28 protein-coding genes are annotated in these 24,545 nt (G+C 38.7%); 16 read left to right on the top strand and 12 right to left on the bottom strand.

Going from position 1 to position 24,545, the window contains the following annotated elements:
• Positions 1 to 10: 10 nt before the first annotated feature.
• From HPC41_RS06410 to trxB, 4 genes are all read left to right on the top strand, one after another.
• Positions 11 to 1,270, top strand: a complete 1,260-nt coding sequence (locus HPC41_RS06410; protein ID WP_172393211.1) for a M16 family metallopeptidase — start codon at positions 11 to 13, stop codon at positions 1,268 to 1,270.
• Positions 1,260 to 2,582: a M16 family metallopeptidase gene (locus tag HPC41_RS06405; RefSeq protein ID WP_172393210.1), complete on the top strand. Its 1,323-nt coding sequence runs from the start codon at positions 1,260 to 1,262 to the stop codon at positions 2,580 to 2,582. Before HPC41_RS06410 ends, HPC41_RS06405 begins: the two co-directional genes overlap by 11 nt.
• A gap of 71 nt (positions 2,583 to 2,653) precedes the next feature.
• Positions 2,654 to 3,607 carry a 3'-5' exonuclease gene (locus HPC41_RS06400; protein ID WP_172393209.1) on the top strand — a complete coding sequence of 318 codons (954 nt, stop codon included), beginning with the start codon at positions 2,654 to 2,656 and terminating at the stop codon, positions 3,605 to 3,607.
• Between the two features lie 27 nt (positions 3,608 to 3,634).
• On the top strand, positions 3,635 to 4,591 hold the full coding sequence (trxB, locus tag HPC41_RS06395) for a thioredoxin-disulfide reductase (RefSeq protein ID WP_172393208.1): 957 nt from the start codon (positions 3,635 to 3,637) through the stop codon (positions 4,589 to 4,591).
• A gap of 275 nt (positions 4,592 to 4,866) precedes the next feature.
• Here the strand turns inward: trxB and rnhA are convergent, their stop codons facing one another.
• The gene (gene rnhA / locus HPC41_RS06390) at positions 4,867 to 5,361 is read right to left on the bottom strand and encodes a ribonuclease HI (RefSeq protein ID WP_172393207.1); all 495 of its coding nucleotides are present in this window, start codon (positions 5,359 to 5,361) and stop codon (positions 4,867 to 4,869) included.
• Positions 5,362 to 5,570: 209 nt separating this feature from the next.
• Between rnhA and HPC41_RS06385 the strand changes: the two genes are divergently transcribed.
• The 4 genes from HPC41_RS06385 to HPC41_RS06370 all read left to right on the top strand — a co-directional run bounded on the left by HPC41_RS06385 (position 5,571) and on the right by HPC41_RS06370 (position 9,989).
• Positions 5,571 to 7,406, top strand: coding sequence for an alpha-L-fucosidase (locus HPC41_RS06385; protein ID WP_172393206.1), 1,836 nt, complete (start codon positions 5,571 to 5,573; stop codon positions 7,404 to 7,406).
• A gap of 120 nt (positions 7,407 to 7,526) precedes the next feature.
• Positions 7,527 to 7,985, top strand: coding sequence for a hypothetical protein (locus HPC41_RS06380; protein WP_172393205.1), 459 nt, complete (start codon positions 7,527 to 7,529; stop codon positions 7,983 to 7,985).
• Between the two features lie 85 nt (positions 7,986 to 8,070).
• Positions 8,071 to 8,778, top strand: coding sequence for an SIR2 family NAD-dependent protein deacylase (locus HPC41_RS06375; protein ID WP_172393204.1), 708 nt, complete (start codon positions 8,071 to 8,073; stop codon positions 8,776 to 8,778).
• Between the two features lie 113 nt (positions 8,779 to 8,891).
• Positions 8,892 to 9,989, top strand: a complete 1,098-nt coding sequence (locus HPC41_RS06370; RefSeq protein WP_172393203.1) for a DUF2891 domain-containing protein — start codon at positions 8,892 to 8,894, stop codon at positions 9,987 to 9,989.
• Between the two features lie 90 nt (positions 9,990 to 10,079).
• On the opposite strand, the gene HPC41_RS06365 is transcribed toward HPC41_RS06370, so the two are convergent.
• Positions 10,080 to 10,430 (bottom strand): winged helix-turn-helix transcriptional regulator, encoded by a 351-nt coding sequence (locus HPC41_RS06365; protein WP_172393202.1) that lies wholly within the window; start codon positions 10,428 to 10,430, stop codon positions 10,080 to 10,082.
• A gap of 93 nt (positions 10,431 to 10,523) precedes the next feature.
• Here HPC41_RS06365 and HPC41_RS06360 point away from each other — a divergent pair, with 93 nt between their 5' ends.
• Positions 10,524 to 10,895 (top strand): DoxX family protein, encoded by a 372-nt coding sequence (locus HPC41_RS06360; protein ID WP_172393201.1) that lies wholly within the window; start codon positions 10,524 to 10,526, stop codon positions 10,893 to 10,895.
• A gap of 171 nt (positions 10,896 to 11,066) precedes the next feature.
• On the opposite strand, the gene HPC41_RS06355 is transcribed toward HPC41_RS06360, so the two are convergent.
• Positions 11,067 to 11,219, bottom strand: a complete 153-nt coding sequence (locus HPC41_RS06355) for a lmo0937 family membrane protein (RefSeq protein WP_172393200.1) — start codon at positions 11,217 to 11,219, stop codon at positions 11,067 to 11,069.
• Between the two features lie 183 nt (positions 11,220 to 11,402).
• Here HPC41_RS06355 and HPC41_RS06350 point away from each other — a divergent pair, with 183 nt between their 5' ends.
• On the top strand, positions 11,403 to 11,690 hold the full coding sequence (locus HPC41_RS06350) for a hypothetical protein (protein ID WP_172393199.1): 288 nt from the start codon (positions 11,403 to 11,405) through the stop codon (positions 11,688 to 11,690).
• Between the two features lie 32 nt (positions 11,691 to 11,722).
• The gene (locus HPC41_RS06345) at positions 11,723 to 12,217 is read left to right on the top strand and encodes a CinA family protein (RefSeq protein ID WP_172393198.1); all 495 of its coding nucleotides are present in this window, start codon (positions 11,723 to 11,725) and stop codon (positions 12,215 to 12,217) included.
• A 56-nt stretch (positions 12,218 to 12,273) separates the two neighbouring features.
• Here HPC41_RS06345 and HPC41_RS06340 read toward each other — a convergent pair whose 3' ends face one another.
• The 3 genes from HPC41_RS06340 to HPC41_RS06330 form a co-directional block, all read right to left on the bottom strand.
• Entirely contained in the window at positions 12,274 to 13,455 is a 1,182-nt protein-coding gene (locus tag HPC41_RS06340; protein ID WP_172393197.1) for a glycosyltransferase, read from the bottom strand.
• A gap of 622 nt (positions 13,456 to 14,077) precedes the next feature.
• Complete coding sequence (locus HPC41_RS06335; RefSeq protein ID WP_216660677.1) at positions 14,078 to 14,443, bottom strand: hypothetical protein; 366 nt, start codon at positions 14,441 to 14,443, stop codon at positions 14,078 to 14,080.
• An 80-nt stretch (positions 14,444 to 14,523) separates the two neighbouring features.
• Positions 14,524 to 16,101, bottom strand: a complete 1,578-nt coding sequence (locus HPC41_RS06330) for a Na+/H+ antiporter (protein WP_172393196.1) — start codon at positions 16,099 to 16,101, stop codon at positions 14,524 to 14,526.
• A gap of 568 nt (positions 16,102 to 16,669) precedes the next feature.
• Between HPC41_RS06330 and HPC41_RS06325 the strand changes: the two genes are divergently transcribed.
• Both HPC41_RS06325 and HPC41_RS06320 read left to right on the top strand, forming a co-directional pair.
• Positions 16,670 to 16,936: a hypothetical protein gene (locus HPC41_RS06325; RefSeq protein WP_172393195.1), complete on the top strand. Its 267-nt coding sequence runs from the start codon at positions 16,670 to 16,672 to the stop codon at positions 16,934 to 16,936.
• An 89-nt stretch (positions 16,937 to 17,025) separates the two neighbouring features.
• Positions 17,026 to 17,508 carry an NUDIX hydrolase gene (locus tag HPC41_RS06320; protein ID WP_172393194.1) on the top strand — a complete coding sequence of 161 codons (483 nt, stop codon included), beginning with the start codon at positions 17,026 to 17,028 and terminating at the stop codon, positions 17,506 to 17,508.
• A gap of 652 nt (positions 17,509 to 18,160) precedes the next feature.
• Here the strand turns inward: HPC41_RS06320 and HPC41_RS06315 are convergent.
• From HPC41_RS06315 to HPC41_RS06305, 3 genes are read right to left on the bottom strand one after another with little or no spacing between them, the layout of a single operon-like run.
• The gene (locus HPC41_RS06315) at positions 18,161 to 18,844 is read right to left on the bottom strand and encodes an ATP-dependent Clp protease proteolytic subunit (protein WP_172393193.1); all 684 of its coding nucleotides are present in this window, start codon (positions 18,842 to 18,844) and stop codon (positions 18,161 to 18,163) included.
• A gap of 11 nt (positions 18,845 to 18,855) precedes the next feature.
• Positions 18,856 to 19,128 (bottom strand): hypothetical protein, encoded by a 273-nt coding sequence (locus tag HPC41_RS06310; RefSeq protein WP_172393192.1) that lies wholly within the window; start codon positions 19,126 to 19,128, stop codon positions 18,856 to 18,858.
• A complete protein-coding gene (locus tag HPC41_RS06305; RefSeq protein ID WP_172393191.1) occupies positions 19,109 to 19,642 on the bottom strand; it encodes an RNA polymerase sigma factor in 534 nt (177 codons plus the stop codon). Before HPC41_RS06305 ends, HPC41_RS06310 begins: the two co-directional genes overlap by 20 nt.
• Before the next feature lie 265 nt (positions 19,643 to 19,907).
• Between HPC41_RS06305 and HPC41_RS06300 the strand changes: the two genes are divergently transcribed.
• Positions 19,908 to 20,537, top strand: coding sequence for a Pr6Pr family membrane protein (locus tag HPC41_RS06300; protein ID WP_172393190.1), 630 nt, complete (start codon positions 19,908 to 19,910; stop codon positions 20,535 to 20,537).
• Positions 20,538 to 20,799: 262 nt separating this feature from the next.
• Here the strand turns inward: HPC41_RS06300 and HPC41_RS06295 are convergent, their stop codons facing one another.
• A complete protein-coding gene (locus tag HPC41_RS06295) occupies positions 20,800 to 21,162 on the bottom strand; it encodes a response regulator (protein ID WP_172393189.1) in 363 nt (120 codons plus the stop codon).
• A 143-nt stretch (positions 21,163 to 21,305) separates the two neighbouring features.
• On the opposite strand from HPC41_RS06295, the gene HPC41_RS06290 reads away from it, so the two are divergent.
• Entirely contained in the window at positions 21,306 to 21,479 is a 174-nt protein-coding gene (locus HPC41_RS06290; RefSeq protein ID WP_172393188.1) for a hypothetical protein, read from the top strand.
• Between the two features lie 28 nt (positions 21,480 to 21,507).
• Here the strand turns inward: HPC41_RS06290 and HPC41_RS06285 are convergent, their stop codons facing one another.
• Positions 21,508 to 22,242, bottom strand: coding sequence for a DNA-formamidopyrimidine glycosylase family protein (locus HPC41_RS06285; protein WP_172393187.1), 735 nt, complete (start codon positions 22,240 to 22,242; stop codon positions 21,508 to 21,510).
• Between the two features lie 258 nt (positions 22,243 to 22,500).
• Here HPC41_RS06285 and HPC41_RS06280 point away from each other — a divergent pair, with 258 nt between their 5' ends.
• Positions 22,501 to 23,640 carry a cysteine desulfurase family protein gene (locus HPC41_RS06280; protein ID WP_172393186.1) on the top strand — a complete coding sequence of 380 codons (1,140 nt, stop codon included), beginning with the start codon at positions 22,501 to 22,503 and terminating at the stop codon, positions 23,638 to 23,640.
• Here HPC41_RS06280 and moaCB read toward each other — a convergent pair.
• Positions 23,637 to 24,545: a bifunctional molybdenum cofactor biosynthesis protein MoaC/MoaB gene (gene moaCB / locus HPC41_RS06275; RefSeq protein ID WP_172393185.1), complete on the bottom strand. Its 909-nt coding sequence runs from the start codon at positions 24,543 to 24,545 to the stop codon at positions 23,637 to 23,639. The genes HPC41_RS06280 and moaCB overlap by 4 nt on opposite strands.

Below are 24,545 nucleotides of genomic sequence, written 5' to 3'. Positions count from 1 at the left end.
AAAGAATTAGATGGTTTCATACCAAAAATTTACGTTAGAAAACGGCTTGCGTGTCTTGGTACACGAGGATCATAACACGGCAATGGCCTGTGTAAATATATTGTACGATGTAGGTGCAAGGGACGAATCGCCGGAGCAGACTGGTTTTGCTCATTTATTTGAGCACCTGATGTTTGGTGGTAGTGTCAATATCCCTAGTTTTGATACAGAATTACAAAAAGTAGGTGGTGAGAATAACGCCTTTACGAGCAATGATATCACCAATTACTATATTACTTTACCCTCTTCGAATCTGGAAACAGCACTTTGGTTAGAATCGGATCGAATGTTGAGCTTAGCGTTCTCTCCACAGAGTCTTGAAGTGCAACGGAATGTAGTAAGTGAAGAATTTAAACAGCGTTATCTCAATCAGCCTTATGGCGATGCCTGGCTCAAATTGCGTCCTTTAGCGTATAAGGTGCATCCATATCGTTGGGCGACGATCGGCAAAGAGCTAAAACATATCGAAGATGCCACCATGGAGGACGTTAAAGCATTCTTTAAATTACACTATAATCCGCAGAGTGCAATCATGGTGATTGCAGGGGATGTCCATTATGAAGACGTTAAATCTTTGGTCCAAAAATGGTTCGGTGATATTGATCCCGGTCAAAAATACATCCGCCAGCTTCCACAGGAGCCCATACAAAAAGAATTGAGAAGGGAGACGATTTTTGCCCCCGTACCACTGGACGCCCTTTATATGACTTTCCATGGGCCTGCCCGACTAGAAGAAGGTTATTTTGCCATGGATCTGTTGTCGGATATTCTTTCTAGAGGATCTTCATCAAGGCTCTATCGCAGACTGGTGAAAGAAGAGCAACTATTTAGTGAACTAAATGCCTATGTAATGGGCAGTATTGACAATAACTTGTTTGTAATTGAAGGTAAACCATCTGAGGGAATATCCTTGGAAGAAGCCGAAAATGCCGTATGGGCTGAACTTGATCTGCTAAAAAAAGAATTGGTGTCTAATGCCGAATTGGAAAAAGTTAAAAATAAAATGGAGTCAACAAATGTATTTGCAGAATTATCGATCTTGGATAAGGCAATGAATTTGGCCTTTCATGAGTTGCTTGGCGACGCCGATGGTATCAATACCGAAGTTTCGAAATATTTGGCCGTAACTGCTGAGCAAGTGCGGCAGCAAGCACAGGCTATTTTTAATCGTGAGAACGCATCAATATTAATGTATAAAGCACAAGAGGAGGAGATACGACATGTTGGATAGAACAAAGGCACCTGAATTTCGTGAAATTGGCAATATAACTTTAAAAGAGCCTGTTAAAAAGCGATTCGCAAACGGCTTGCCGGTATATATATTTCACTCTCCTGAACAGGAACTTGTTCGTATTGAATGGATTTTTGAGAATAAATACCTCGATGCGCAAAGTGAAAATCCATTACTAAATAGTGCATTAAGCGCCTTGCTCAAAGAGGGGACGATGACGATGTCAAGTGCAGAGATTGCAGACAAGGTAGATTTTTATGGCGCTTTTCTCGTACCTGAATACTCTTTTGATATTACTTCACTCTCTTTGTATACATTGAATAGACATAGTCAAGTACTTCTGCCTCTTGTTAAAGATATCTTGACAGAAGCATCAATTCCGCAACAGGAGCTTGATACCTATCTTCGCAACAATAAACAAAAGTTTCAGGTGTCCGTTCAGAAAAACGACTACCTAGCGCGGCGGAAGTTCTACAATTTAGTCTTTGGAGAAAGTAATCGTTATGGACGTACACCGAAATTGGAGGATTATGATGCGATCGATCGGGATCAATTAGTTGCGTTATATCAAAAAGAGATCGTGCCGAATAATTGTACCTTGATCGTTTCGGGGAATGTCTCTGACGATCTAATCAACGAGTTGGAGCAGATCTTTGGACTTGAGTGGAGGAGTGAAACGACATGCGCTAATGTAGATCATCCTGTATTATTCCAAGATGCAGCTGGTCTGGCTTACGAAGAGAAAGAAAATGCATTGCAGTCGGCCATTCGTCTGGGGGCTCGGACCATTTCGAGGACACATGCGGATTATCCTGCTCTACAATTTGTAAATACGCTGCTAGGAGGATTTTTTGGTTCGCGTTTGATGCGTAATATCCGAGAGGAAAAAGGGTATACCTACAGTATCGGTTCTGCAGTGGCTACCTTGAAACATACTGGCTTTTTAACGATTGCGACAGAAGTGGGGGTGGACGTAACTAATGCCACTTTGGTGGAGATAGAAAAGGAAATCAATCTCTTAAAGACTGCATTAGCTACGCATGAAGAAATAGAGCTGGTGAAAACGTATATGGAAGGATCTATGTTAGGATCACTCGAGAGTATTTTTTCTCACGCTGATAAATTCAAAAGTGTGTTGTTGAATGATATGGGCTTGACGTATTATTCTTATTACATGGAGCAGATTAAAACGATGACGCCCGAAAAAGCTCGTGATATAGCAAATAAATATCTCGATTTCGACCAAATGGTAAAGGTTATTGTGGGCAAGTTCAATCAATTGGAACCAATTCATCAAACGGTTGTAAATTAAATTTTGTGAACTACAAAAATCAAATCCAACTTTGTATTTTTGGTTTTTGTTAAAAAAGCATACGATCCAGCATGGAATTAAAATTAAAAAGACCATTGGTATTTTTCGATTTAGAGACGACAGGAGTTAATGTTGCGACCGATCGAATTGTAGAAGTATCATTTTTGAAAGTGATGCCCAGTGGTGAAGAAACAGTATATACGAAGAAAATTAATCCAGAAAGACCGATTCCTGCGGAATCAACGTTTTTCCATGGTATCCGTGACGAGGACATTAAAGATGCGCCAACATTTAAAGCAATTGCAGTAGAACTGGCTGCTTTTATTGGCGAGTCGGACTTGGCAGGATATAATTCAAATAAGTTTGACGTGCCCATGCTTATGGAAGAGTTTTTACGTGCAGGCGTAGATTTTTCTTTGGAAGGGCGTGCCTTTGTTGATGTACAGAACATCTTCCATCAAATGGAGCAGCGCACATTAAAGGCCGCGTATAAATTTTATTGCGATGAGAATCTTGAGAATGCACATACTGCTGAAGCGGACGTACGTGCTACTTATGAAGTTTTGAAAGCGCAATTGACAAAATATGAGGGATCTGCATTTGAGGATCGCCATGGTGTTATATCTTATCCTGTCGTCAACGACGTAGCTGCATTACATGAATTTACAAACTTAAGTAAGCCTGTGGATTTTGCGGGCCGCATTGTATATAACGAAGATGGTTTGGAAACTATTAATTTCGGCAAACACAAGGGAAAACCTATTATGGAGGTATTTGAACAAGAGCCGAGTTATTACGCCTGGATGCAGAATGGAGATTTTCCGCTATATACCAAAAAAGTATTGGAAAATATCTGGATAAGATATAAGAAAGAAAAAAGTGAGCAAAAAGCGAAAGCGGCACCCACCCATTCGGTAGAGGATAAAAAAACCGCTAAGAAGGAGTTCAATCAGCAAAAAGAAGAGGCACCTCAAAGTATCTCGCTGGATATGCTGAAAGGATTGCAAGATAAATTTAAAAAATAACTTTATTAATAGCTTAGAAAAAGGATTATGGAATTCAAACAAGAAGTGGAGCATGTACAATGTTTGATTATTGGTTCAGGCCCAGCGGGATATACTGCAGCAATTTATGCAGCTCGTGCGGATATGAAGCCAGTTGTTTATACAGGTATTGTACCGGGGGGGCAGTTGACACAAACAACAGAAGTGGACAATTTTCCGGGGTATCCAAAAGGGATTACAGGACCAGTAATGATGGAAGATCTACGGGAGCAAGCTGAACGCTTTGGAACTTCCGTACGCTTTGGGTATGTGACAAAAGTGGACTTCACAGGCGATGTACATCGCGTAGAAATAGACGGAACAGTACAAGTTACAGCAGACACGGTGATTATTGCTACAGGAGCAACAGCGAAGTGGTTGGGCTTGGAATCTGAACAAAAATATAACGGTTTTGGGGTATCAGCTTGTGCTGTGTGTGATGGTTTTTTCTTTAAAAATCAAGAAGTTGCAATCGTAGGTGCAGGTGACACTGCCGCAGAGGAGGCAACTTATCTTGCAAAATTATGTTCCAAAGTACATATGTTGGTGCGTCGTGATGAATTCCGCGCTTCTAAAGCTATGGTGCACCGCGTAATGAACACGCCAAATATTGAAGTACATTACAACTCCGAAGCAAAAGAGGTATTAGGCGATGGTCAGGTAGTCACTGGAATTCGTGTCATCAATAACAAAGACCAATCCGAGAAAGATCTGGAAGTAACGGGTTTCTTCGTTGCGATCGGCCATAAACCGAATACGGAGTTATTTACAGGAGTATTGGATATGGATGAAACAGGGTATTTGATTACTAAGCCAGATAGTACGGCGACCAATATACCGGGGGTATTTGCCTGTGGAGATGTACAGGACAATATATTCCGTCAAGCAATTACTGCGGCCGGTACCGGTTGTATGGCAGCGCTTGAAGCAGAAAGATATCTTGCTGCCAAAGAAAGCGGAGAATAGAACAGCCTGATCGGAAGTTCTTTTGGAAGTATTTCTAATGGGGTAAAATTGTTAAAGCATTTTTAAGAAATAAGCTCGATTGTCATCGGGCTTATTTTGTATTAAGTTGTCGCTGTCTGAGGGAATAGGTAGTTTGTTATACTGATAAGCTTTGTCTATTAAGGTGAATTTATTTCCTTTATAGTATAATTTTACGCTACGACATACTGTCATTTGCAAAGCTTAAATACGATGAGTTTTTAGCTTCTCAAAATTGACTTTTGAGAAGCTTTCTATTATTTGTTTTCTTCGACTTCAAATACCGTGTCGATTTTCCAATTGGCTTTATCTTTGGATGCGGCCACAGCCAAACGGTCGCAACGTTCGTTTAAGGGATGCCCAGCATGGCCTTTTACCCAAACCAATTTGACCTTATGTAGTTTATAAACATTCATCAAACGCAACCACAGATCTTTATTTTTTTTACCAGCAAAGCCCTTTTGGATCCAGCCATGCACCCATTTTTTGTCAATGGCATCGATGATATATTTGGAATCAGAGTATACTGTAACCGGTTGGTTTAAGTTTTTCAAAGCTTCGAGACCTACAATAACGGCCATCAGTTCCATACGGTTATTGGTCGTTTTTCTGTACCCTCCTGAAAATTCTTTTTCTATCAATTTACCTTTAAACGCCTCATTGTCGCCTGTATAAATAGTCCTTAAGATGGTTCCATACCCCCCTGGACCTGGATTTCCACTTGACGCCCCGTCTGTATATAATTCGATCATACCCTCCAAACTTAGATAAATTTGTGTTGAAATACAATTATAATTGTTCCTTGCTAGATCTATATCCTGACAATCTGATCGTAATGTTAGAAGTTATTCGGTTTAGCAAGAGCGTCTTCGCTGTAATTTATCGCTTACACGATAAAATTCTGGTGATTTATATGTATTTTGCTGGCTTAAACTCGTTATGTAATCGATAATTTAGCTCTATGAAGTTTCAAAAGGTTTCTCTTTTTGTTCTTTTAGCGTCGGCGTGTTTCAACGTCAGCGCTCAGAACACTATTTCAGCACAAAAAATGGATTGGTTTGAAGACGCCAAGTTGGGGATTTTTATTCATTGGGGGATCTACTCTGTTAACGGGATCTCAGAATCATGGTCATTCTTCAATAATTATATTAACCATGATAATTATATCAAACAGCTTGATGGTTTTACGGCCAAAAATTATAAGCCAAAGGAGTGGGCGAAACTGATCAAACAAGCAGGGGCAAAGTATACTGTGATTACAACGAAACATCATGATGGGATTTCGTTGTGGAATACTAGGGCCGATAAAGCCATTACAAGCCTAAGAAATGCCGCTGCCAAACAGGATGTTATTACACCTTTTGTTCAGGCTATTCAGCAAGAGGGACTGCATACAGGTCTCTATTATTCCTTGCCGGATTGGAGCCATCCTTATTACGATGTATTTACGCGTGCAAGAAAACGGTACGAACTTGTCAAAGAGCCTAATCGTTGGAACCACTATGTCGAATATTATCAAAAACAACTCAGCGAATTATCGCAGCAATATAAACCCGAATTGATTTGGTTTGATGGAGACTGGGAACATAGTGCAGAGGAGTGGAAATCCAAGGAAACGTTGTCGCTTTTGCGGAAATACAACCCGAACATTATTATTAATTCGCGCTTGAATCATCATGGCGATTACGAGACTCCTGAGCAGGGGATTCCAGTAACCCGGCCAGATACTAAATTCTGGGAGCTTTGTTATACCATGAATGACTCTTGGGGATATCAGCCATTTGACAAGAAATACAAATCGCCTAATATGATTATCCGTACTCTGGTGGATTGTATTTCCATGGGCGGAAATCTCCTCTTGGATATCGGCCCGAAAGCTGATGGCAGCATTCCGGAAGAGCAGATGAATATTTTGAAGCAGTTGGGAAGATGGACGAATAAACATGCTTCTGCAATATATGGCACGAGAGCGGGTATTCCATTCGAAAATTACAACGGGAAGTCTGCTTTGTCAAAAGATGGAAAAACCCTCTATCTCTATGTATATGAACAAAAACCGCAATTGCAGTTAAAGGGGGTGCGGAATGGCGCTATTCAGGCGATTTCTGTTGTTGGAGATGACGGGTCTAAGGTAACTGCGGTATCGTTGGATGATAAAGTCCAATTGGACCTGACAAAAGTTAACTTTGATCAGGACGTCACGGTATTGGCCTTGACATTCAAAGACAAGGTACAGTGGCATGAACCCCAGAAGGAAGCTATTACATTACAAGCTGTACTCGACAACAAGCAAACTAATACCGCATTAAATCAGATTGCATTGACCCTCCATACTGGGAAAAATATTTTTGATCATTCCGGTTTGACGCTCGATGGTATGGAAGTAAAATTGCCTATTGGAAATTTGACAAATCCAGTCGTTTTAGATTGGGTTAAAAATCATGCTGAGGCACTTTATGAAACAGGGAAGGGACTCCCGGAAGGACATTATGAAGGTTTAAGCGCGCTTTCAAAGGATCGTCAGACCCTTTATCTTTTTGTTGAAGGGACACCAACAGGACCTATTGCGCTTAAAGGAATAAAAAACGGTATCGCTCGGATTCGACTGGTGGGTGAAGGATCCATGATCAATCATGAAATTTTCAATAAACTTTACTGGAGCAGTATTCCGGGCATTGTTTATATTCAGGCTCCAAAGGAACGCTTGGATAAAAATATGACTGTTATTGCGGTGTTATTGGATTCGCCTTTGGCATTGCACCGTGAGAAAGTTGGCGCGATTGAAAATAACCTCTAATTGCTGCTGAACAAATTATTTGGGCCCGAGATGTTAGCATCTCGGGCTTTTTTATCCGATAAACAATAATTTTTGATGTCGCCGCTATGGCATGAAATATTTTTATACTAAATTAGACAGATGAGCCTATTGCATACTTTTCTTGCATCCCTGTCTGCGGTGGCACTATGCGTTTGCTGTACTGCTGGAGATGGAAATAACATGGAACGACAACGTGCGGATTCGCTAGCGAATAAAGTGGTTCAGGGAAAAATAAATCTGGAATGGCTGGCCAAATCAGACGAATTTATGTATTTCAATGAGAAATACTTTCATGAACCGGCTGATTTGAAAACGATACCGAAGTTTGACAAGGTACAGATTCAAATTGTAACCTATCGTATTTATAAGCATGTTAAACTGGCGGATAACCGTTATCATTTTGCTGTAAAACAGGCAAAAGATCTGCATATACCCAATAAGGCCTTTGTTTATTACCAGCGTTCTTTCGATGAAATGAACAGAAAGGCTGCCGCTAGCAAAGATTCTATTCGGCTGGAGCTTCCTGATAACTACGCCACTAAGTTGATAAACGAGTAATGAATTCGTCTCTTGTTCAAAAAGTTATCTTTCGAACCCAATAGATTCATCAGATTTATTTATTTTTAAGGGACTAAGCAAGCACATGGAAAAGAAAAATATCGTTGTATTAACAGGAGCAGGGATTTCTGCCGAAAGTGGGATACCTACTTTTAGGGATGCAAATGGACTATGGGAGGGACATGATGTGATGGCTGTAGCCTCTATTGAAGGTTGGAAGAAAAATCCGGCGCTTGTTCAGGAATTTTACAACCTTAGACGCAAGGCGGCGCTAGCCGCAAGGCCAAATGCAGCGCATCTCGCCTTACGTAAGTTGGAATCGGCCTACAAAGTCACCATCATCACGCAAAATGTAGATTTGTTGCATGAGCAGGCCGGATCTACAAAGATTATACATTTACATGGTCGATTGGATCAATCCAAGTCATCTATTGATGAACGTTTGGTTTACCCGATAGAAGGCGATGAAATAAAGATGGGGGATCTCTGTGAAAAAGGAAGTCAACTGCGCCCGAATATCGTGTGGTTTGGCGAAGCGGTTCCGGAGATTGAACGGGCAATATCCTATGTTTCAAAAGCAGATATTCTTATTATTATTGGAACTTCCTTGCAGGTTTATCCAGCGGCCGGGCTGCGACAATTTGCGCCTAATTATTGCCGGTCTTTCTTAATCGACAAACAGATTCCGAATAGTACAACTTTAGGCCGAATACAATGTTTTGAAGAAGCAGCTACGGCGGCGGTTCCAATTTTGGTGGCACAGTTACTTAAGGAAGCTTCAGTTAGAGAATAATAATAGTGGATAATGAACATGATGAATTGACAACTTGGACTAAAGACAAGTTGCGTACAACTTGCGAATATAGCAAAACTCTATCTTGAAAGATGGAATAAAAACTTAAAAAAATGAAAAGAATAATAGGACTGATTTGTTGTTCAGCATTGGCTATTTCTTGCCACAATAACGCAGAGATCAAAGTGAATAATAGTACAAATAATGCACCCATACAATTGGATAGTACGCAGGCAAAGCACTTGCTTACACTACCATTCCATTGTATTGAAGTTGAATATCCGAACAAATTGGGACAAGTACTCGGAAGTGACAAGGATTTGAAAGGGCCGCGCACTTTGCATCCGATTTTTTACGGATGTTTTGATTGGCACTCTTCGGTTCATGGTTATTGGTCAATCGTGCGAATTTTAAAGCAATTTCCTGAGTTAGACAAGGCCGGCGTAATCCGGAAACAGCTTAATCAGAATATTACCGCGGAAAATGCGGCAATAGAGTTGGCCTTCTTTCAGGATAAGAATAATAAAAATTTTGAACGCACCTATGGTTGGGCCTGGTTGTTGCAATTGCAAAAAGAGCTATTAACCTGGAAAGATTCCGATGCAGAACGTTGGGCAAAAATTCTCGATCCAATGGTAAAACATATCATGAAAGCCTATCAGGAATATTTACCAAAATTGGTTTATCCGATTCGAACCGGTTATCATGATAATTCTGCTTTTGGCTTATCGCTGGCATTGGATTATGCGCGGGGAACAAATCACGTTGCTTTCGAAAAATCATTAATGACAAATGCTGTAAGGCTATACGATCACGACAAAAATTGTAATATCTCCTTTGAGCCTAGCGGAAGCGACTTCCTTTCACCCTGTCTTGAGGAGGCACTTTGCATGAGTACTGTTTTAAGACAGGATGAGTATCGAAAATGGCTGAAGGATTTTCTGCCTGATCTTTTCAATCCAGATTTTAACTTGGAACCCGGCATCGTGAAAGACCGCACAGACGGACATCTGGTTCATTTGGATGGATTAAATTTTAGCCGGGCGACCTGTCTAAATGGTATTGCAAAGGCACTTCCTGAGCTAAATCATCTGCATGGTTTAGCCAATAAACATCTGAAATATTCATTGCCCAATATTACTTCTAAAGACGACTATATGGGGTCACATTGGTTGGGTACCTTTGCGCTTTATGCTCTTTCCAAAAATTAATACCCACAGTCAAATGAAAGCTGTGAACCGAGATCTGAGGTAACAACAACAAAATAGAATCCCTGTATAATCAAATGTAGGGACTCTATTTTACATATTTGTCTCGCCCCATTCATCCATAAGGATTAAAATCTTTTCCAACGAACGCCCCAATGCTGTAAGTTCATATTCAACCTTAGGTGGTACCTGTTGATAAACAATGCGATCGACTAGTCTATCCTGCTCAAGTTCTTTCAATTTAGCGATGAGCATACGCTCTGAAATACCGATGAGTCTTTTTCGTAGTTCACCATAACGTAGCCTTCCTTCATGGAGGAGATATGTGAGAATATTTATTTTCCATCTTCCACCAATAGCAGATAATGTGAAAGCAATTCCACAATGATCTTTCCAATAGGTTTCGTTAATATGGTTGGTGGAGTTTTCTTTTCTCTTATTCATACTTACTTTTCTGTTCGTATCATACAATTTTGTGCGTACTGTTATTCATGCAATTTAATAAAGAAATTTGTAGCTCATCTCATAAAGTATAAAATGGAAACTATAAAATTTATCGTTCATTGGTTGAGTTATGCCTATTACCTGTATGTATTTGGATATGCCTCATTATTCAAAGTTTTTCAGAAACCGTCCATGATGCAAAGCATGGATTCTTTAGGTTTTAATAAAACCTGGACACTAGGCATCGGAGTATGCGAGTTGCTGGGTGTTTTACTTCTTCTGATTGGTTTGTGCAAACCAGAATTCAAAACTGTAGGAATTTTAATTTTATTTCCATTTGCAGTTGGTGCTTTTACGGCACATATGGCTCATGGAGAATATCATCATTTTTACAATTCATTAATGATGTGTATTCTTAGCATTGTTTTGTTGGCAACAGACAAAAATTTTAAAATTATTATTTAATTGATATTTGGTTGAAAAAAACAGATATCAACTAAATAATTTACGTTACTTTTAAAGGTAATGCTTAACCGCTTCGTCTTACTTTGGTAAGCTAAATTGATTTAAATAAAGGCCAGTCTTAGTCGTGACTAAGTCTGGCCTTTAGATTAAATAGTTAAGCTAGATCAATATTTAAGCTGATCCACGAATGACACGTAGCAACACAACGATAATTGCTATAACCAACAATGTGTGGATTATGTTGCCTGTCGCATACCCGCCGAAAAAACTGATTGCCCAAATAATCACTAAAATAACGGCAATAATGTATAATAAATTTCCCATAATATTGATATGTTTTTATAAGAACAACATCTGTTTAATGAATGTTTTATAAATAAATAAAACAAACGAACTCTAGCTGACTGCTGTTAAAATGTTAAGGTTTCCAGTTGAGCTATATAATTGATAGTAGTCTATTCTATGGCGAGGAAACCATTATAATAGTTAACCATAAAAATTGACGTCATGGCAAAAGCTTATTTACAAATTACCTTAAAAATCAATAGCGCCAATAGGGGAGTGGCATCGGGTATGTATGACAAATTTCAAGAACCATTTCTTGACCAGATAAAGGGCGCTACTTCAATTGAATTACTTGTAGGAGATGAATATATCCAATTGTTACATGATTTTGATACCGCTGATGATGCACAAGCTTTTTTATCTACTGAGCTATACAATAATGATATGCTTGCTACTCTAAAATCGTTAGTTGTAGATACACCCGATGTTAGGATATATACGGTTGTGTAGATTAATTTACTAAATTAATAAATTTAAAAGCTATGATTAAAATGGAGTTTCCTAAGTCACTGCTAGAACAAATTAAAAGTTCGCTAGCAAATTCGCATGGCCGTGTTGCAGTTGCTGAAAGTGTGACTTCCGGTGTTATGCAGTTTGCTTGCTCGCAAATCGAAAATGCTACAAATGTATTTGCTGGAGGCATAACAGTATATACCCCTGACGAAAAAATCCGGTTATTAGGAGTCGATCCATTGGAGGCAAAGAGATGTGACTGTGTATCTCCATTAATAACTCAACAAATGGCGATCAGTGTATCTACTTTATTTCATACTGATTGGGGGATAGCAACAACGGGATATGCGACCATAGTAAAAGAATCTAAGGGGAAGCTATTCGCTTTTTTTTCAATTGCATATCAAAGCGATATACTACTTACAGAAAAAGTGGAATTAGAACCAACAACTATGCCCGAGGAAGCCCAATTTATTTACACGTCTAAAGCTCTTGAGGCATTTAATTCAATACTGAGTAAATGAAGGATAAAGTGATAAAAAACAAGAAAGTCTCTCTATTTTGAGAGACTTTCTTCGTTTTATGCTTCTTGTTTAAGATCGAACGCGCGGTAATTTTTATATTGTACCAATGATCGTATTGGAGTCGTTAGTGTTGATAAAAGTTCCAGATAGATTTTCGCAACCATTTTCCATGTGGTCTGTTCACCGTAGCTGCGTGCTTTGAAACGATGCCAAGCAAGCAGTCGTTGAGAGGTATATAATATTCTGATATTTTTTCCCATGGTATCGACATCGTTAAAAGGTGTCAGAATTCCGCGTTCATCCGCCAATAAGTCTGTCGCATGCCAGTATGGTGTTGAAATGACAGCAGCACCGGCACCTACGGCAAAAGATAGGGTTCCGCTACTGATTTGCTGTTCATGCTGGTAGGGTGATAAATAGATATCGCATGCGGATAAGTATTCTTTTAATTGATCGTCATTTAAGAATTCATCAATAAAAACTATTTTATCCTGCAATTTTAACTGCTCTACTAAATTTTGTAATTCATAACGATAAGATTCACCTTCATGTGCTAGAACATTTGGATGTGTCTTGCCTACGATCAGATATTTGAAATGTGGTAGATCGAGCCCCGCTAAGGAACTAATAGCGTATTCTAATCCTTTACTTCGACCAATTAAGCCGAAAGTCATCATCACAAAATTATCTTGAAGCCCGAGTCTATACTTTGCCAATCCTTGGTTATAGTCAAATTGCGGTACACCGTGGGGGATGACTTTAATTTTCTGAACGTCAATTGTAGGGAATAACTCCATGAGCAATTCACTTCCTTTTGGCGATAAAGATACAACTGCATGCGATTTCATAATAAGCAATTCCATGATTTCCTTTTGTCGTAGTGAGGGAGATTGCAATATGGTATGAAATATCGTTAATAAAGGTATCGTTAAATGCTGGGTAAGCTGGTTGATAAATATTCCATCAGCGCCGCCAAATATACCATACTCATGCTGTATGATACAATAATCGTATTCTTCATTGATAATATGAGCAGCTTGAATATAACTGTCCAATCTTTCTTTGTCGATAACAAAGCGTACCGTTGGATCGAATTGTTCGCTACTGAATTTAGATACAGCAATCACATCAATGACCGTATTTTGATCTGCGCTCATGCCTTGTCTAAGATCTTTAGTGAAAGTTGCTAATCCACACTCCTGAGGTGGATAAGTGCTTAAAATAACTATTCTTTTCATATTCTTAGCTCTTTTTAGCGTCGTCATTCTCAGTATGGACCGGGATATCCAAAATTGCCATTAACAATAGATAATATCCTTTTTCTAACCCCATTTTTTTTGCTTGTTGATCTATATTTTCCATATTAAGTATTATGATAAAGGTGGTACATTTGTTTCGTTTTATAAATCAAAAGCTATACCCAAAAGAGTACTTTTATTCTATATCCGTAGTTTTCAAATGCGTAATCCGTAGAGCGCACAGGGTATACCGAAAAAAAACTCTTCGAATAGGTATTTTTCGCGCTATGAAGAATTTATCTCCTTTCCTAATGATAGTATATGTCAAAGCTATTTGTTTCTGATAGAAAAAAACAATTCAAAAAAGGTAACGATTCATTTGGCCAATGAACGCACATTTTTAGCTTAGATAACCACAAGTTTGGGTGTTAAGGGATTTGGCATGTTACTCAGTTGGCGCTTGGTAGACTGCCTATAGAATATTGTATGTTACGAAGATATCGTTTTCCTTTTTTAAAATTAGTATGGATAGTTCGATTTGATCGCAAAGCTGATTGAAGATCGAATTTACTATATCAGTTTGGATACAAATACCTGTGCTAAAAAGTTATTTTGAGGCTTGCTAGGCAGACCTTAACTTTTCTATAATTTTCGCGAGAACACCGGTCCAATATTTTTTTGCCTGGTCTCGATGTAACTCATTTTTGATTTGGTCGATATGTAAGGCAATAGTTGTTTTTTTTGTCCTTGAATTTGATAATACTCGCAGTTGAAGACTGGCAGCACCATCCCAGTCTTTCATTTTCCATTTGGTCCGGATGTGAGAATATTTTTTAAATGTGCTGAAGTCTGTCTGAACCTGATCTGCCCATATTTTAAATCCATTTGTGGAGAACAAGTAATCCCATACCTCTTCTAAAGGTAAATCTACCGTTCTCCTGATTCCATATTGCCAGCCAGCATCTTTTGTTAGACCAATCTTATCCATGATATGATACTTAAATAATTTCTTAAAATGGTTATGTCTTTTTATAATTTAAACTATTAAATTGAAATTACAAAATAAGATTAACTTCTCATATTCATTCTTTCTTCCTGAAGATCGAGTAAGCGTAGGTGTTTTCTAATAATTTCCTCATCCAACAAAAGTTCTTCACGATTTTTATTGATAAGCCAAGTTCTTTGAGTCTCTAAAATGTCGATATAGATTTTTCGGTATTCAGCGTAATTAATGATGATTTCAGAACTAGTCAATTGATTTTCATATTTCTGTAACTGGTCCTTCAATGTAGGGAAACTGTCTACTTTATCCGCATAATCCTGGTGAATTTTGTCCACTGCCACTTGAGCAAGTTTGTTTTGAATTTCGTAATCGATTTCTTTTTCTGTTCGCACGAAATCTCTGTCTATCAATGGGATTTTTTTTAATAAAAAAGGAAGGGTAAGCCCTTGAACAAGCAATGTCAGAAGAATGGCGACAAATGTGATGAAAAGGATTAGATTTCTCTGTGGAAATGGAGTTCCATCAGCCAATGTTAAAGGGATTGAAAGCGCCGCAGCTAAAGAAACTACACCTCTCATTCCAGTCCATCCAATGATCATAGGAGTTCGCCAACCGGGGGACTGTGCATCAGCAACGGTGATGAAATTTCTCATAATTAATGTGGTGATTACTGCAGCATAGCCTGCGAAAATTCTTACAATAATTAGAACTGTTGTAACCGCAACACCATAACCGATCGCCGTATAAATATCAGTATCACCCAAACCGTTGACAATTTCAGGTAAATCTAAACCGATTAGCATGAAAACCACACCGTTGAGCAGAAAACAAAGACTTTCCCACACTGTTACGGTACGTATTCTAGATGCGCTACTTAAGAAATCGTGACTGCGGTAGGAGAGAAACAAGCCGCCACTTACGACTGCTAAGACGCCAGAAGCATGAAGCTCTTCCGTTGCCAAATACATGGAGAATGGTGCAATAAAAGTCAATAATATATCTATATTTGGATCTGTTGGTAAAATTTTGTGCATTTTCAGAAAAATATATGCCATTCCAAGGCCAATACCAACGCCACCAACACACATCCACACAAAGCTACCTGCTGCTTCATACCATACAAATTGTCCGGTTGCTGCTGCAATCATTGCAAAACGAAAAATTATTAGGGAAGAAGCGTCGTTCAACAAGCTTTCGCCTTCAAGAATCGAAGCCAATCTTTTCGGCACTTTTACAAATTTCAAAATTGCACCTGCACTTACTGCATCGGGAGGAGAAACAATTCCGCCCAATAAAAAACCTAAAGCCAAAGAAAATCCGGGGATGAAATAATTAGCGAAAATCGCAACTGATAATGCAGTAAAAAATACCACAACGAAAGCAAAACTAAAAATAATTCTGCGCCATCGCCAAAGTTCTTTCCATGAGGTAGACCAGGCCGCTTCATACAATAGAGGTGGCAGAAATATAATAAATATTAATTCAGGTTCTATTTTTATAGGTGGTACACCCGGAATAAAACTTATCAAAAGCCCGGCCAAGACAAGCAACACAGGGTATGCAACCTGAATTTTTTTTGCCAGCATGATAAGCATGGTAATCAATAGTACCAAAAATAGATAGAATGCGAAATTTTCTAACATGTATAAGTTTTAGATACATAAATATATATTAAATTTTTAAAAAGATTCAGCGCCTTTCTAAAAATTAAGACAGACCCCAAATGTTGTTCAATCATTCCGATAGTAATGGCCTATTAATTTAATTGATTGGGAATTTATATAACTATTTTTGTATTCATCGATCATTCGTAGAATCCGTCCCGCAATTTAGGAGGGGACAGAGCGGACCAGGAGGAAAAAGTCACATTCAAAAATATTGTCAGTCATACTGCTTGTTTTATCTGATGTCCATGCAGAATGTAGATAGTCCTGTGGAACTTATTAAAGTGGGGATAGGTTTTCTGAATGGAACGGGTTATGACTACTCCATCAAAAAAAACTTGCTCAGGCTATCGATATTTTAGTGTCAATACGATTTTGTACCCGACGAGCGTATATGATAGTTTAGCTGAAAGCAGGCCGAAAAGACAAGTCGAAGCAGAATTATAAAAAGGTGCTCGAAATCAATCCTAGGAATGAAAAAGTAATTAAGACGTTGGAGAAACTATAAGAGGAACTGTAATAAGCCAATTTTTTCCTAATTTGCACCATGTCAATGCAAGCAAATACTTATCAATTATTTTCTGGCGGAATTCTATCCATCTGGAAAAATCAAGGAGTATCCTATATTAAGGTTGAGGAACTATCTACTATAGAGGGGATCACTTTTTTTGAGCTCATACCAGATGCTGAACTTTTGGATGGCGGTGAGGTAGATACGCTTTATGCCATAGATTCTGCGGATGTGGATGATATGCTATTATTCAGTAAAAATGTTAGGTTCGTCGTTCACCAGGTCTATTTAGAAGAAGATTAAGCCAAATATTTGTGTAATATAAGAAATGGCATTCTGAAATTGAAAATTAGTAATAATTGTAAAGCTTTACTTATAATGCGCTTATTTAGATGACAAAAACGAGATTCAGTGCCGGAATATTATTGTATAAATTTCAGGGAACAGAAATTTCTTTTTTTCTGGTTCATCCTGGCGGCCCCTTCTTTGCAAAAAAAGACGAAGGATGGTGGACCGTACCCAAGGGGGAGGTGGAGGACAATGAAAGTGAACTGGAGGCAGCTAAGAGAGAGTTTCAGGAGGAAACTGGGTATTTGCCCAACGGAAGTTTTATACGATTAAATCCTGTTAAGCAAAAAGGCGGAAAAATTGTACGGTGCTGGGCTGTTGAGGGCGACATTGATCCAGACGGTCTTATCAGTAATAATTTTCAGATGGAATGGCCACCAAAATCGGGTAGGATACAGACATTTCCGGAAATAGACAGTGGCGCCTGGTTTACGATGGAAGAGGCCAAGAGGAAAATTAATGTGCAGCAAATTTCTTTCCTTACGCAATTAGCGGCTATTACAGGTGGTTGGTCAGCGGAACTTTAAAAATAATATCCATACCGAAGATTGGAATTTATCATTTTTGCCGGATAAGATCCTTTGGGTAGGGAACGAAATGGAACTTAGTTAAAATTAATGTGTTAAAGAATAAAAGGTTGCACATTTATACGTTATGAAAAAAACTATCTTTCAATTTTGGCTGGTCAATATTCTGATAAGTATAACCCTATCAGTTCTGTACAGAATTGTTATTAATGACCTGAACTCCGCTGATAATACCCTTTTTGAAAGGTTTATCAGTATATTGAATATATTGATAAATTTGGGTCTATCAACGGTATACCTTGTTATAATCGTTTTTAGTTCCTTATCATTTTTTCTCAATCAAATTGAAAAAATCAGGTATAATTATTTTTTGTCGTTTTTGACATTTTCAGGGATACCTTTCTTCTGCGTGCTTGTTCTAGGAGGTGAGGTTTTGATCAACTATTATCGATATGATATCGTGCTTCCGCCGCTGAGGCTGCTGCTGCTTTTTTCAATAGTTTATTTATTATGCACAGTTGTCGAATTTTTGGTATTCAGGAAAAAAGTAGAAAAGATATATAGTTGATTTTTTTTAGCGAAACAAACCAATAATCGCTATTGACATCCTATAATCAATAGCGATTGTTTACTGCTAGTAGCATAATGGCGCTTAGGTCAGTACCTCATCTATTATACCAAATTCTTTTGCCTCAGAAGCAACCATCCAGTGGTCTCTGTCGCTGACATCATGCACTTTTTGATAAGGTTGTCCACTATGTTTGGCAATAATGTCATAAAGTTCCTTTTTTATCTTCAAAACTTGATTGGCAGTAATCTCTATATCCGAGGCCTGTCCTTGTACGCCACCCAAAGGTTGATGCAGCATAACCCGTGCATGTGCTAGGGCACTCCGCTTACCAGCAGCGCCACCGCATAACAATATTGCGCCAAAAGAAAGGGCCATTCCAGTACAGATCGTTGCGACATCTGGACTAATTAGTTGCATGGTATCGTAAATGCCAAGCCCAGCATAAACTTCCCCGCCCGGAGAGTTAATATACATATGTATATCCTTTTTGGGATCAACGGATTGAAGGAATAATAACTGGGCCTGTACGATATTGGCGATATTGGATTCGACAGGCGCTCCCATAAATATGATACGGTCAATCATTAATCGAGAAAATACATCCATCTGCGATACCCGAAGCTCGCGTTCCTCAGTAATGTATGGCGTCATTGCTAGGGGAGTGCTGTTGCGTTCAATGCAAGTAATATAACTATCTATTCGATCTGTTGGGACATAGCAATGCCCGACCGCAAATTTGCGGAACTCATTTTTGTCAATATTCATGATATTTGGAATTATGGTTTTCTAAATAGCCGCCTTACTTTTTGGCTAAATCGTATATGTCTAGGCTGTGAGAATAATGTTTGGTGTATTACTTCAATTTCCTTTTTCAATTGCTTGCGACCAAATTGTTTTATGACACAATAAGCCTTTTGTTGCGCAATAACTTTACTGGCCAGGTCCTCGTCCAACAATAATTGCGCATCAAACAACAATGAGTCGCCGGGGTCAGTCTCCCCCATAAGATGGGTCTCTATCTGTTGGGTTTCATTCCATGAAGTCGTCATAAACCAAAGATTTTTCTCGAATATTATCTCTTACTTTCTCCAAGCATTTATATTTTTGAACAGTGGCACTTCGTGTTCCCGAATAACCGAATTCATCTGCTATTTCTTGGAGCGACATTTGATCATAGTAAAAGCCCTTTAATACCTCCATGCATTTATGTCCGGCAGTTTCCAAAAATCTCAGCAAGCGCTTACTGGAAGGCAATTCGTCAATTGTTAGAGGGATTTCCAAATCATCTAACGGTTGGTCGTGACTCGTTTGACAGTAACGTTTTAACCATAGGTTCTTGGCCGTCCCAATCAGATAGCCAATATCATTTTTCAATACCGTTGGATTTAAAATGGCTTTCTCATAATATACAACCAAAGCATCTTGAAATACATCCTTGGCTTCATCAAAGCTGCCACCCATGCGGCTTATATACTTTGCGACGGCGGGAAACGCATTTTTATATAAATTAATAAAAAGTGCCTGACGCCCCGCTACTCGTTTTGATTTGCTAACACCGTGCATATTGTTACCTTTTATAACAATGTACCAATTATGGTTAAGGTATCACCTTATATTTGAAAAAATAATTTTTATATTATCAAAGAATCGCTTTTATCAAGCTCAAATGTGTAACTATCATGCATTTTTTTACGATATATTAATTCTCGTGACACGCTATAGTGTGCATCTTAACATTTTGAGATTTTGCACTATGGATAAGTTACGATATCAGTACTTAGATTTTGTTTAATAAATTCTCTATTTTTAATGGGTATAAAAATAGATCATGATGTTGTCTCAGAAAAGCCTAGCAGCTTTCATAGCGCTATTAAGTTGGGGTGCAATTATTGCGCAATTTTTAATCAGTATTAATAATTCAACGATTTCGAATTTAGAGCTGATCATTCGTTTTTTTAGCTATTTTACCATTTTGACGAATTTAATGGTTGCAATTTGCTGCACCTCTATCGTACTATTACCCAATAGTGCTATTGGACACTTTGCTGCTAAGCCAGTGGCAATCACAGCTTTGACACTATATATTCTTATTGTCGGACTGATCTACAATTTTGTTTTACGCTTTTTGTGGCATCCTGCAGGGATAGTTAGGATTATTGACGAAATCCTGCATTTGATTATTCCGATGTTGGTATTTATTTATTGGTGGCGCTCAATTAATAAACCTTTAATACAATGGCGCTCGATATTTAGTTGGTTGCTTTATCCCATGTTCTATTTCCTGTATACCTTGTGGCATGGAGCGTCTTCTGGATTTTATCCATACCCTTTTGTTGATGTCTCCGTATTGGGAATAAATCGTGTATTAATCAATAGCCTGAGCCTTTCCTTAGTCTTTTTGCTTTTAGGATTGCTTTTAATACTAATAACCAGACTGATCGCTAAAAAACGGGGGTAATGATATAGTTAAAATAAGCCATGGCTGTTAATTTTTTTTGACTGGTCTTAATGCCGCTCTCAGCTATTCTTTTGTACCAATTAAAAATTTAAAGGAGTGTTAGGATTATTATGTCTACCCAGTGCATACACCTAATCCAATCATTTAAAAAGGAGTATAAACGACGTATAATACGGGCGGGATTAATATTATATAAAAAAGGTAAAATAAACAGCCGTATGCTTCTATCCTGAGTTTACCCATAACTTATCAGATTTTTATGTCAGGAGTTTTTCTTTACGACATCAACCATATGATCGAGATCAAAAGGCTTTTCGATAAAATCATCTGCTTTGCATGCGTTCGCTTTTGTCGGCAAGTCAAAGGATGTGGAAGTTAATACTGCAGATATATCTTCGGTATCAGGATCCGATTTAAGTTCTTCGATAACCTTTGATCCTCTTTTTGTTCCTTTAATGTGCTCATCAACAATGACTAAATTGGGGTCAATTTTATCAATTTTTTCGATTGGTTCAGTGGTCAAAGATGAAGTCACATCATACCCTTCATCTTCCAGAACCTCGTCCATTATGTTTAAAATATCTTCGTTATCCTGAATAAGCACAATCTTTTTTTTCTTTCTCATTTTAAAAATTTATTCAAATATATGGAATTCGAAGACTTGTTTATGCTGTTTTTCATATGTTTTCATTTGGCCGATCAACGATTTTGCCTGTTCGATTGTTATGTATAAAAGATCACTAAATTTATAAAATATTAATGTACTGGATGATGAATATTAATTATGATGATCCTAAGGGTATTACAAATGATGCTAAAGAAAAAGAGAAAGATTTGAAAAAGGAAGGAGGTGCTTTCGGAGACACACCCGAAATCCGGCCTTTATCGAAGGCTATAGTGAAAGAAGAGAAGAAAAAAAAATCTGACCAAGGTGATCTATAGCGGGACACATAGATCGAAAATATTTTAGCTAGTAAAGTTTTTGATCTTTTAGGCAGTAAAAACATCTTCTTTTGGTTTTGCCCAAATGGTTTCGAATTATCCTTTCTCCGCATTTCGGACAGATCGATTTATTGTGTACCAACCAATGTTTTTTTAATACAAACGCTCTTTTCCAGTGTAAAAAATCAAAACTGTAATTACGGGCTTCGACAATTAGGTTGTCTATCATTTTTGCAGGTAAATTTCCGATTAAACTTTCGGGCTGCACTCGGATTCTGAAAAGCACCTCATTTTTAATAATATTGCCGACACCCGAAAAGATATTTTGATCCAGAAGTGCATCACAAATCATAAGATCTGGTAAAGATTTCAATTTTTTCTTTGCTTTTTTGGGATTCCAGATAGGACTCATCACATCTGCCTCCCAATCGATTTCAGACAAGAAGGTTTTATCAACGATCTTAGCCGAGCAGGTGTAGAAAAAAATACGACCGGTTTCAAATTGTATCATGAGGCGTAGACTTCTTTCTGCTTTGGTTTGTTGATCAATACTGTAAGAACCGAACATAAGTAAATGAATACGTACGGCCGCTGTATCAAACAGTAAATACAATTGTTTACCAAAAGTTTTGATATCTAACAACACTTCATTATTTAACCAATATTTATCGAATTTGGCATTTCCTGAAGTACCTATTATCTTTTCACCTACAAACTTTTGGAGATGTTCCTTTATCAATACTATTGAAGGACCTTCGGGCATATCTTTAGATTAACTAAATTATTATTAATATTTATCCTGACTATACGAAAAAAGATCTACATTTATTTGAGCTTTTAGAGATTATTTCCCCTGGAGAAACAAAGTCTCCGCGATTTTTGGTTAAGAACAATGCTCATAGTTCAAAAGTTTTGATATAATAACTTGCTATTGGCTTACGGGCGTGACGTAGTCTTTTGTTAAGAATCAATGGATATCCGCGAAATTATTGTGTAAATTAGATGATAATTATCTAAACGAATGGATTCAAATTTTATCTATCTTGATTATAATGCAACGACACCAGTAGATGAGCGGGTATTAGATGAAATGCTTCCCTTTTTTTCAACTTATTATGCCAACCCAGCTGGGCTGCACCTGCTTAGCTTAACGATGCAAGATACTATCGAGGAAGCAACAGAAGAGATCGCAAGTGCATTTCGTATCCGATCAAAAAATATTATCTACACTTCTGGTGCTACCGAAGGAATCAATTTAGCGATTAAGGGATTTCAGTTTTCTGTCAAGAAACATATTGTTAGTATTGTCACCGAGCATAAAGCCGTACTGGAGGCTTGCGTTTTTATGGAGCGGCTGGGATTTGAAGTCTCTTACCTTGAGGTGGATGAGAAGGGAATGCTGGATCTGAATGCATTGACCGGCATTATCCGGCAAGATACGGTGTTGGTTTGTGCCATGTTGGCGAATAATGAAACAGGTGTTATTTTGCCCATAAAAGAGATAAGCGAAATTGCCCATCAGCATAACGTGTTCGTCTTGTGTGATGCCACCCAGGCAGTCGGTAAAATGCGAATTGATCTCTGTGATCTTGCTGTTGATTTTCTTGTGTTTTCGGCGCATAAATTTTATGGTCCGAAGGGCGTCGGGGGACTCTATATTTCCGATCGTGCAAAACAAGATATTTTCCCGCTGATGCATGGTGGTGGACAGCAGCAGGGATGGCGTGGCGGTACACTCAATACAGCAGGAATCATCGGTATGGCCGCTGCCCTTCGAATTGCCCTTGATGAACTCCAGTGGGATCAACAGCGGGTAACTCATCTTAGGGATGCGCTCGAAACTGAACTACTTGATATTACTGGAGCATACCGAAATGGCCATAGCCCCCAAAGGCTCTACAATACAACAAACATCTGTTTTCCCGGTGCGCTTTCCGAACAGCTAATCATTCGGCTCAAGACGATTTCTGTATCTAGTGGTTCGGCATGCTCGGCAGTAACTTCCCGCCCTTCACACGTACTTAAAGCCATGGGGCTTTCGGATCTGCACGCACTTTCTTCCATTCGATTTAGTCTAGGTAGATTTACCACCGAAGCGGAAATTGCCCAAACGCTGGAACAAGTCAAACAGCAGGTCCGAAAGCTGAGAAATTTAGCCTAATGTCCCGTGTTTTCCCGAACTTGAAAAACATGGAGCACCTGTGGAAAAATTGCAGCAATACTCTCTCGCACAGCATTTGGTGATCCAGGCAACGTGAGAATAAGCATATGCTTTGCAAAACCCGCGACGCCCCTGGATAGCATTGCTGTTTTGACACGTTGCTGGCCATATTGGCGTGCTGTTTCCATAATGCCGGGAATGTTCTTCGTAATATATGGAGCTACGGTATCGGGTGTAATATCTCGCTCCGAAAGCCCAGTTCCACCGGTAAAAATTAAAAGATCAATTCCTGTTCGCTGATAATATTCTAACCTTTCCACTATAGCCTCGCGTTCATCTGCAATCACTGAATAAGCAATATCGCGCAATCCTTGCTGCTCGAGAAGTTCGAAAAGGAGCTTTCCCGAAATATCTTCCTTATTGCTCTTGGCAACCGAATCACTACAAACTACGACGGCGGTTTTGAGCTGTTCGATCCAGGGAAGGGATTCATTACTCTTGCCACCCCGTTTTTCGAGCAGACGGATGCCTCGGATTTCTACTTGTTTGTCCACAGGCTTCAGCATATCGTAGATGACCAGTGCTGCGACCGAAGCTCCATGCATGGCTTCCACTTCGACCCCCGTTTTGTATATCGTATGTACCTCCACTTCAATATTGATCTCCAACCCGGAATGGGTATAACGAATTGCAGCATATTCTACCGGTAGAGGATGGCAATCGGGGATCATATCGCCTGTCTTTTTTATCGCTAACAGTGCCGAAGCACGTGCAAATTCAAATATATCGCCTTTAGGAATCTGCCGCTGCTCGATAAGCTTGATGGTATGTTCGGATGATACCTTTATCGTTGCTAGCGCAATAGCCTTCCTTAAGGTGGTACTTTTGTATGTAATATCAACCAT

It is taken from the genome of Sphingobacterium prati (assembly GCF_013167215.1).
In the GTDB taxonomy this organism is placed as follows: domain Bacteria; phylum Bacteroidota; class Bacteroidia; order Sphingobacteriales; family Sphingobacteriaceae; genus Sphingobacterium; species Sphingobacterium prati.
This window is presented reverse-complemented; position numbering and strand designations above follow the sequence as displayed.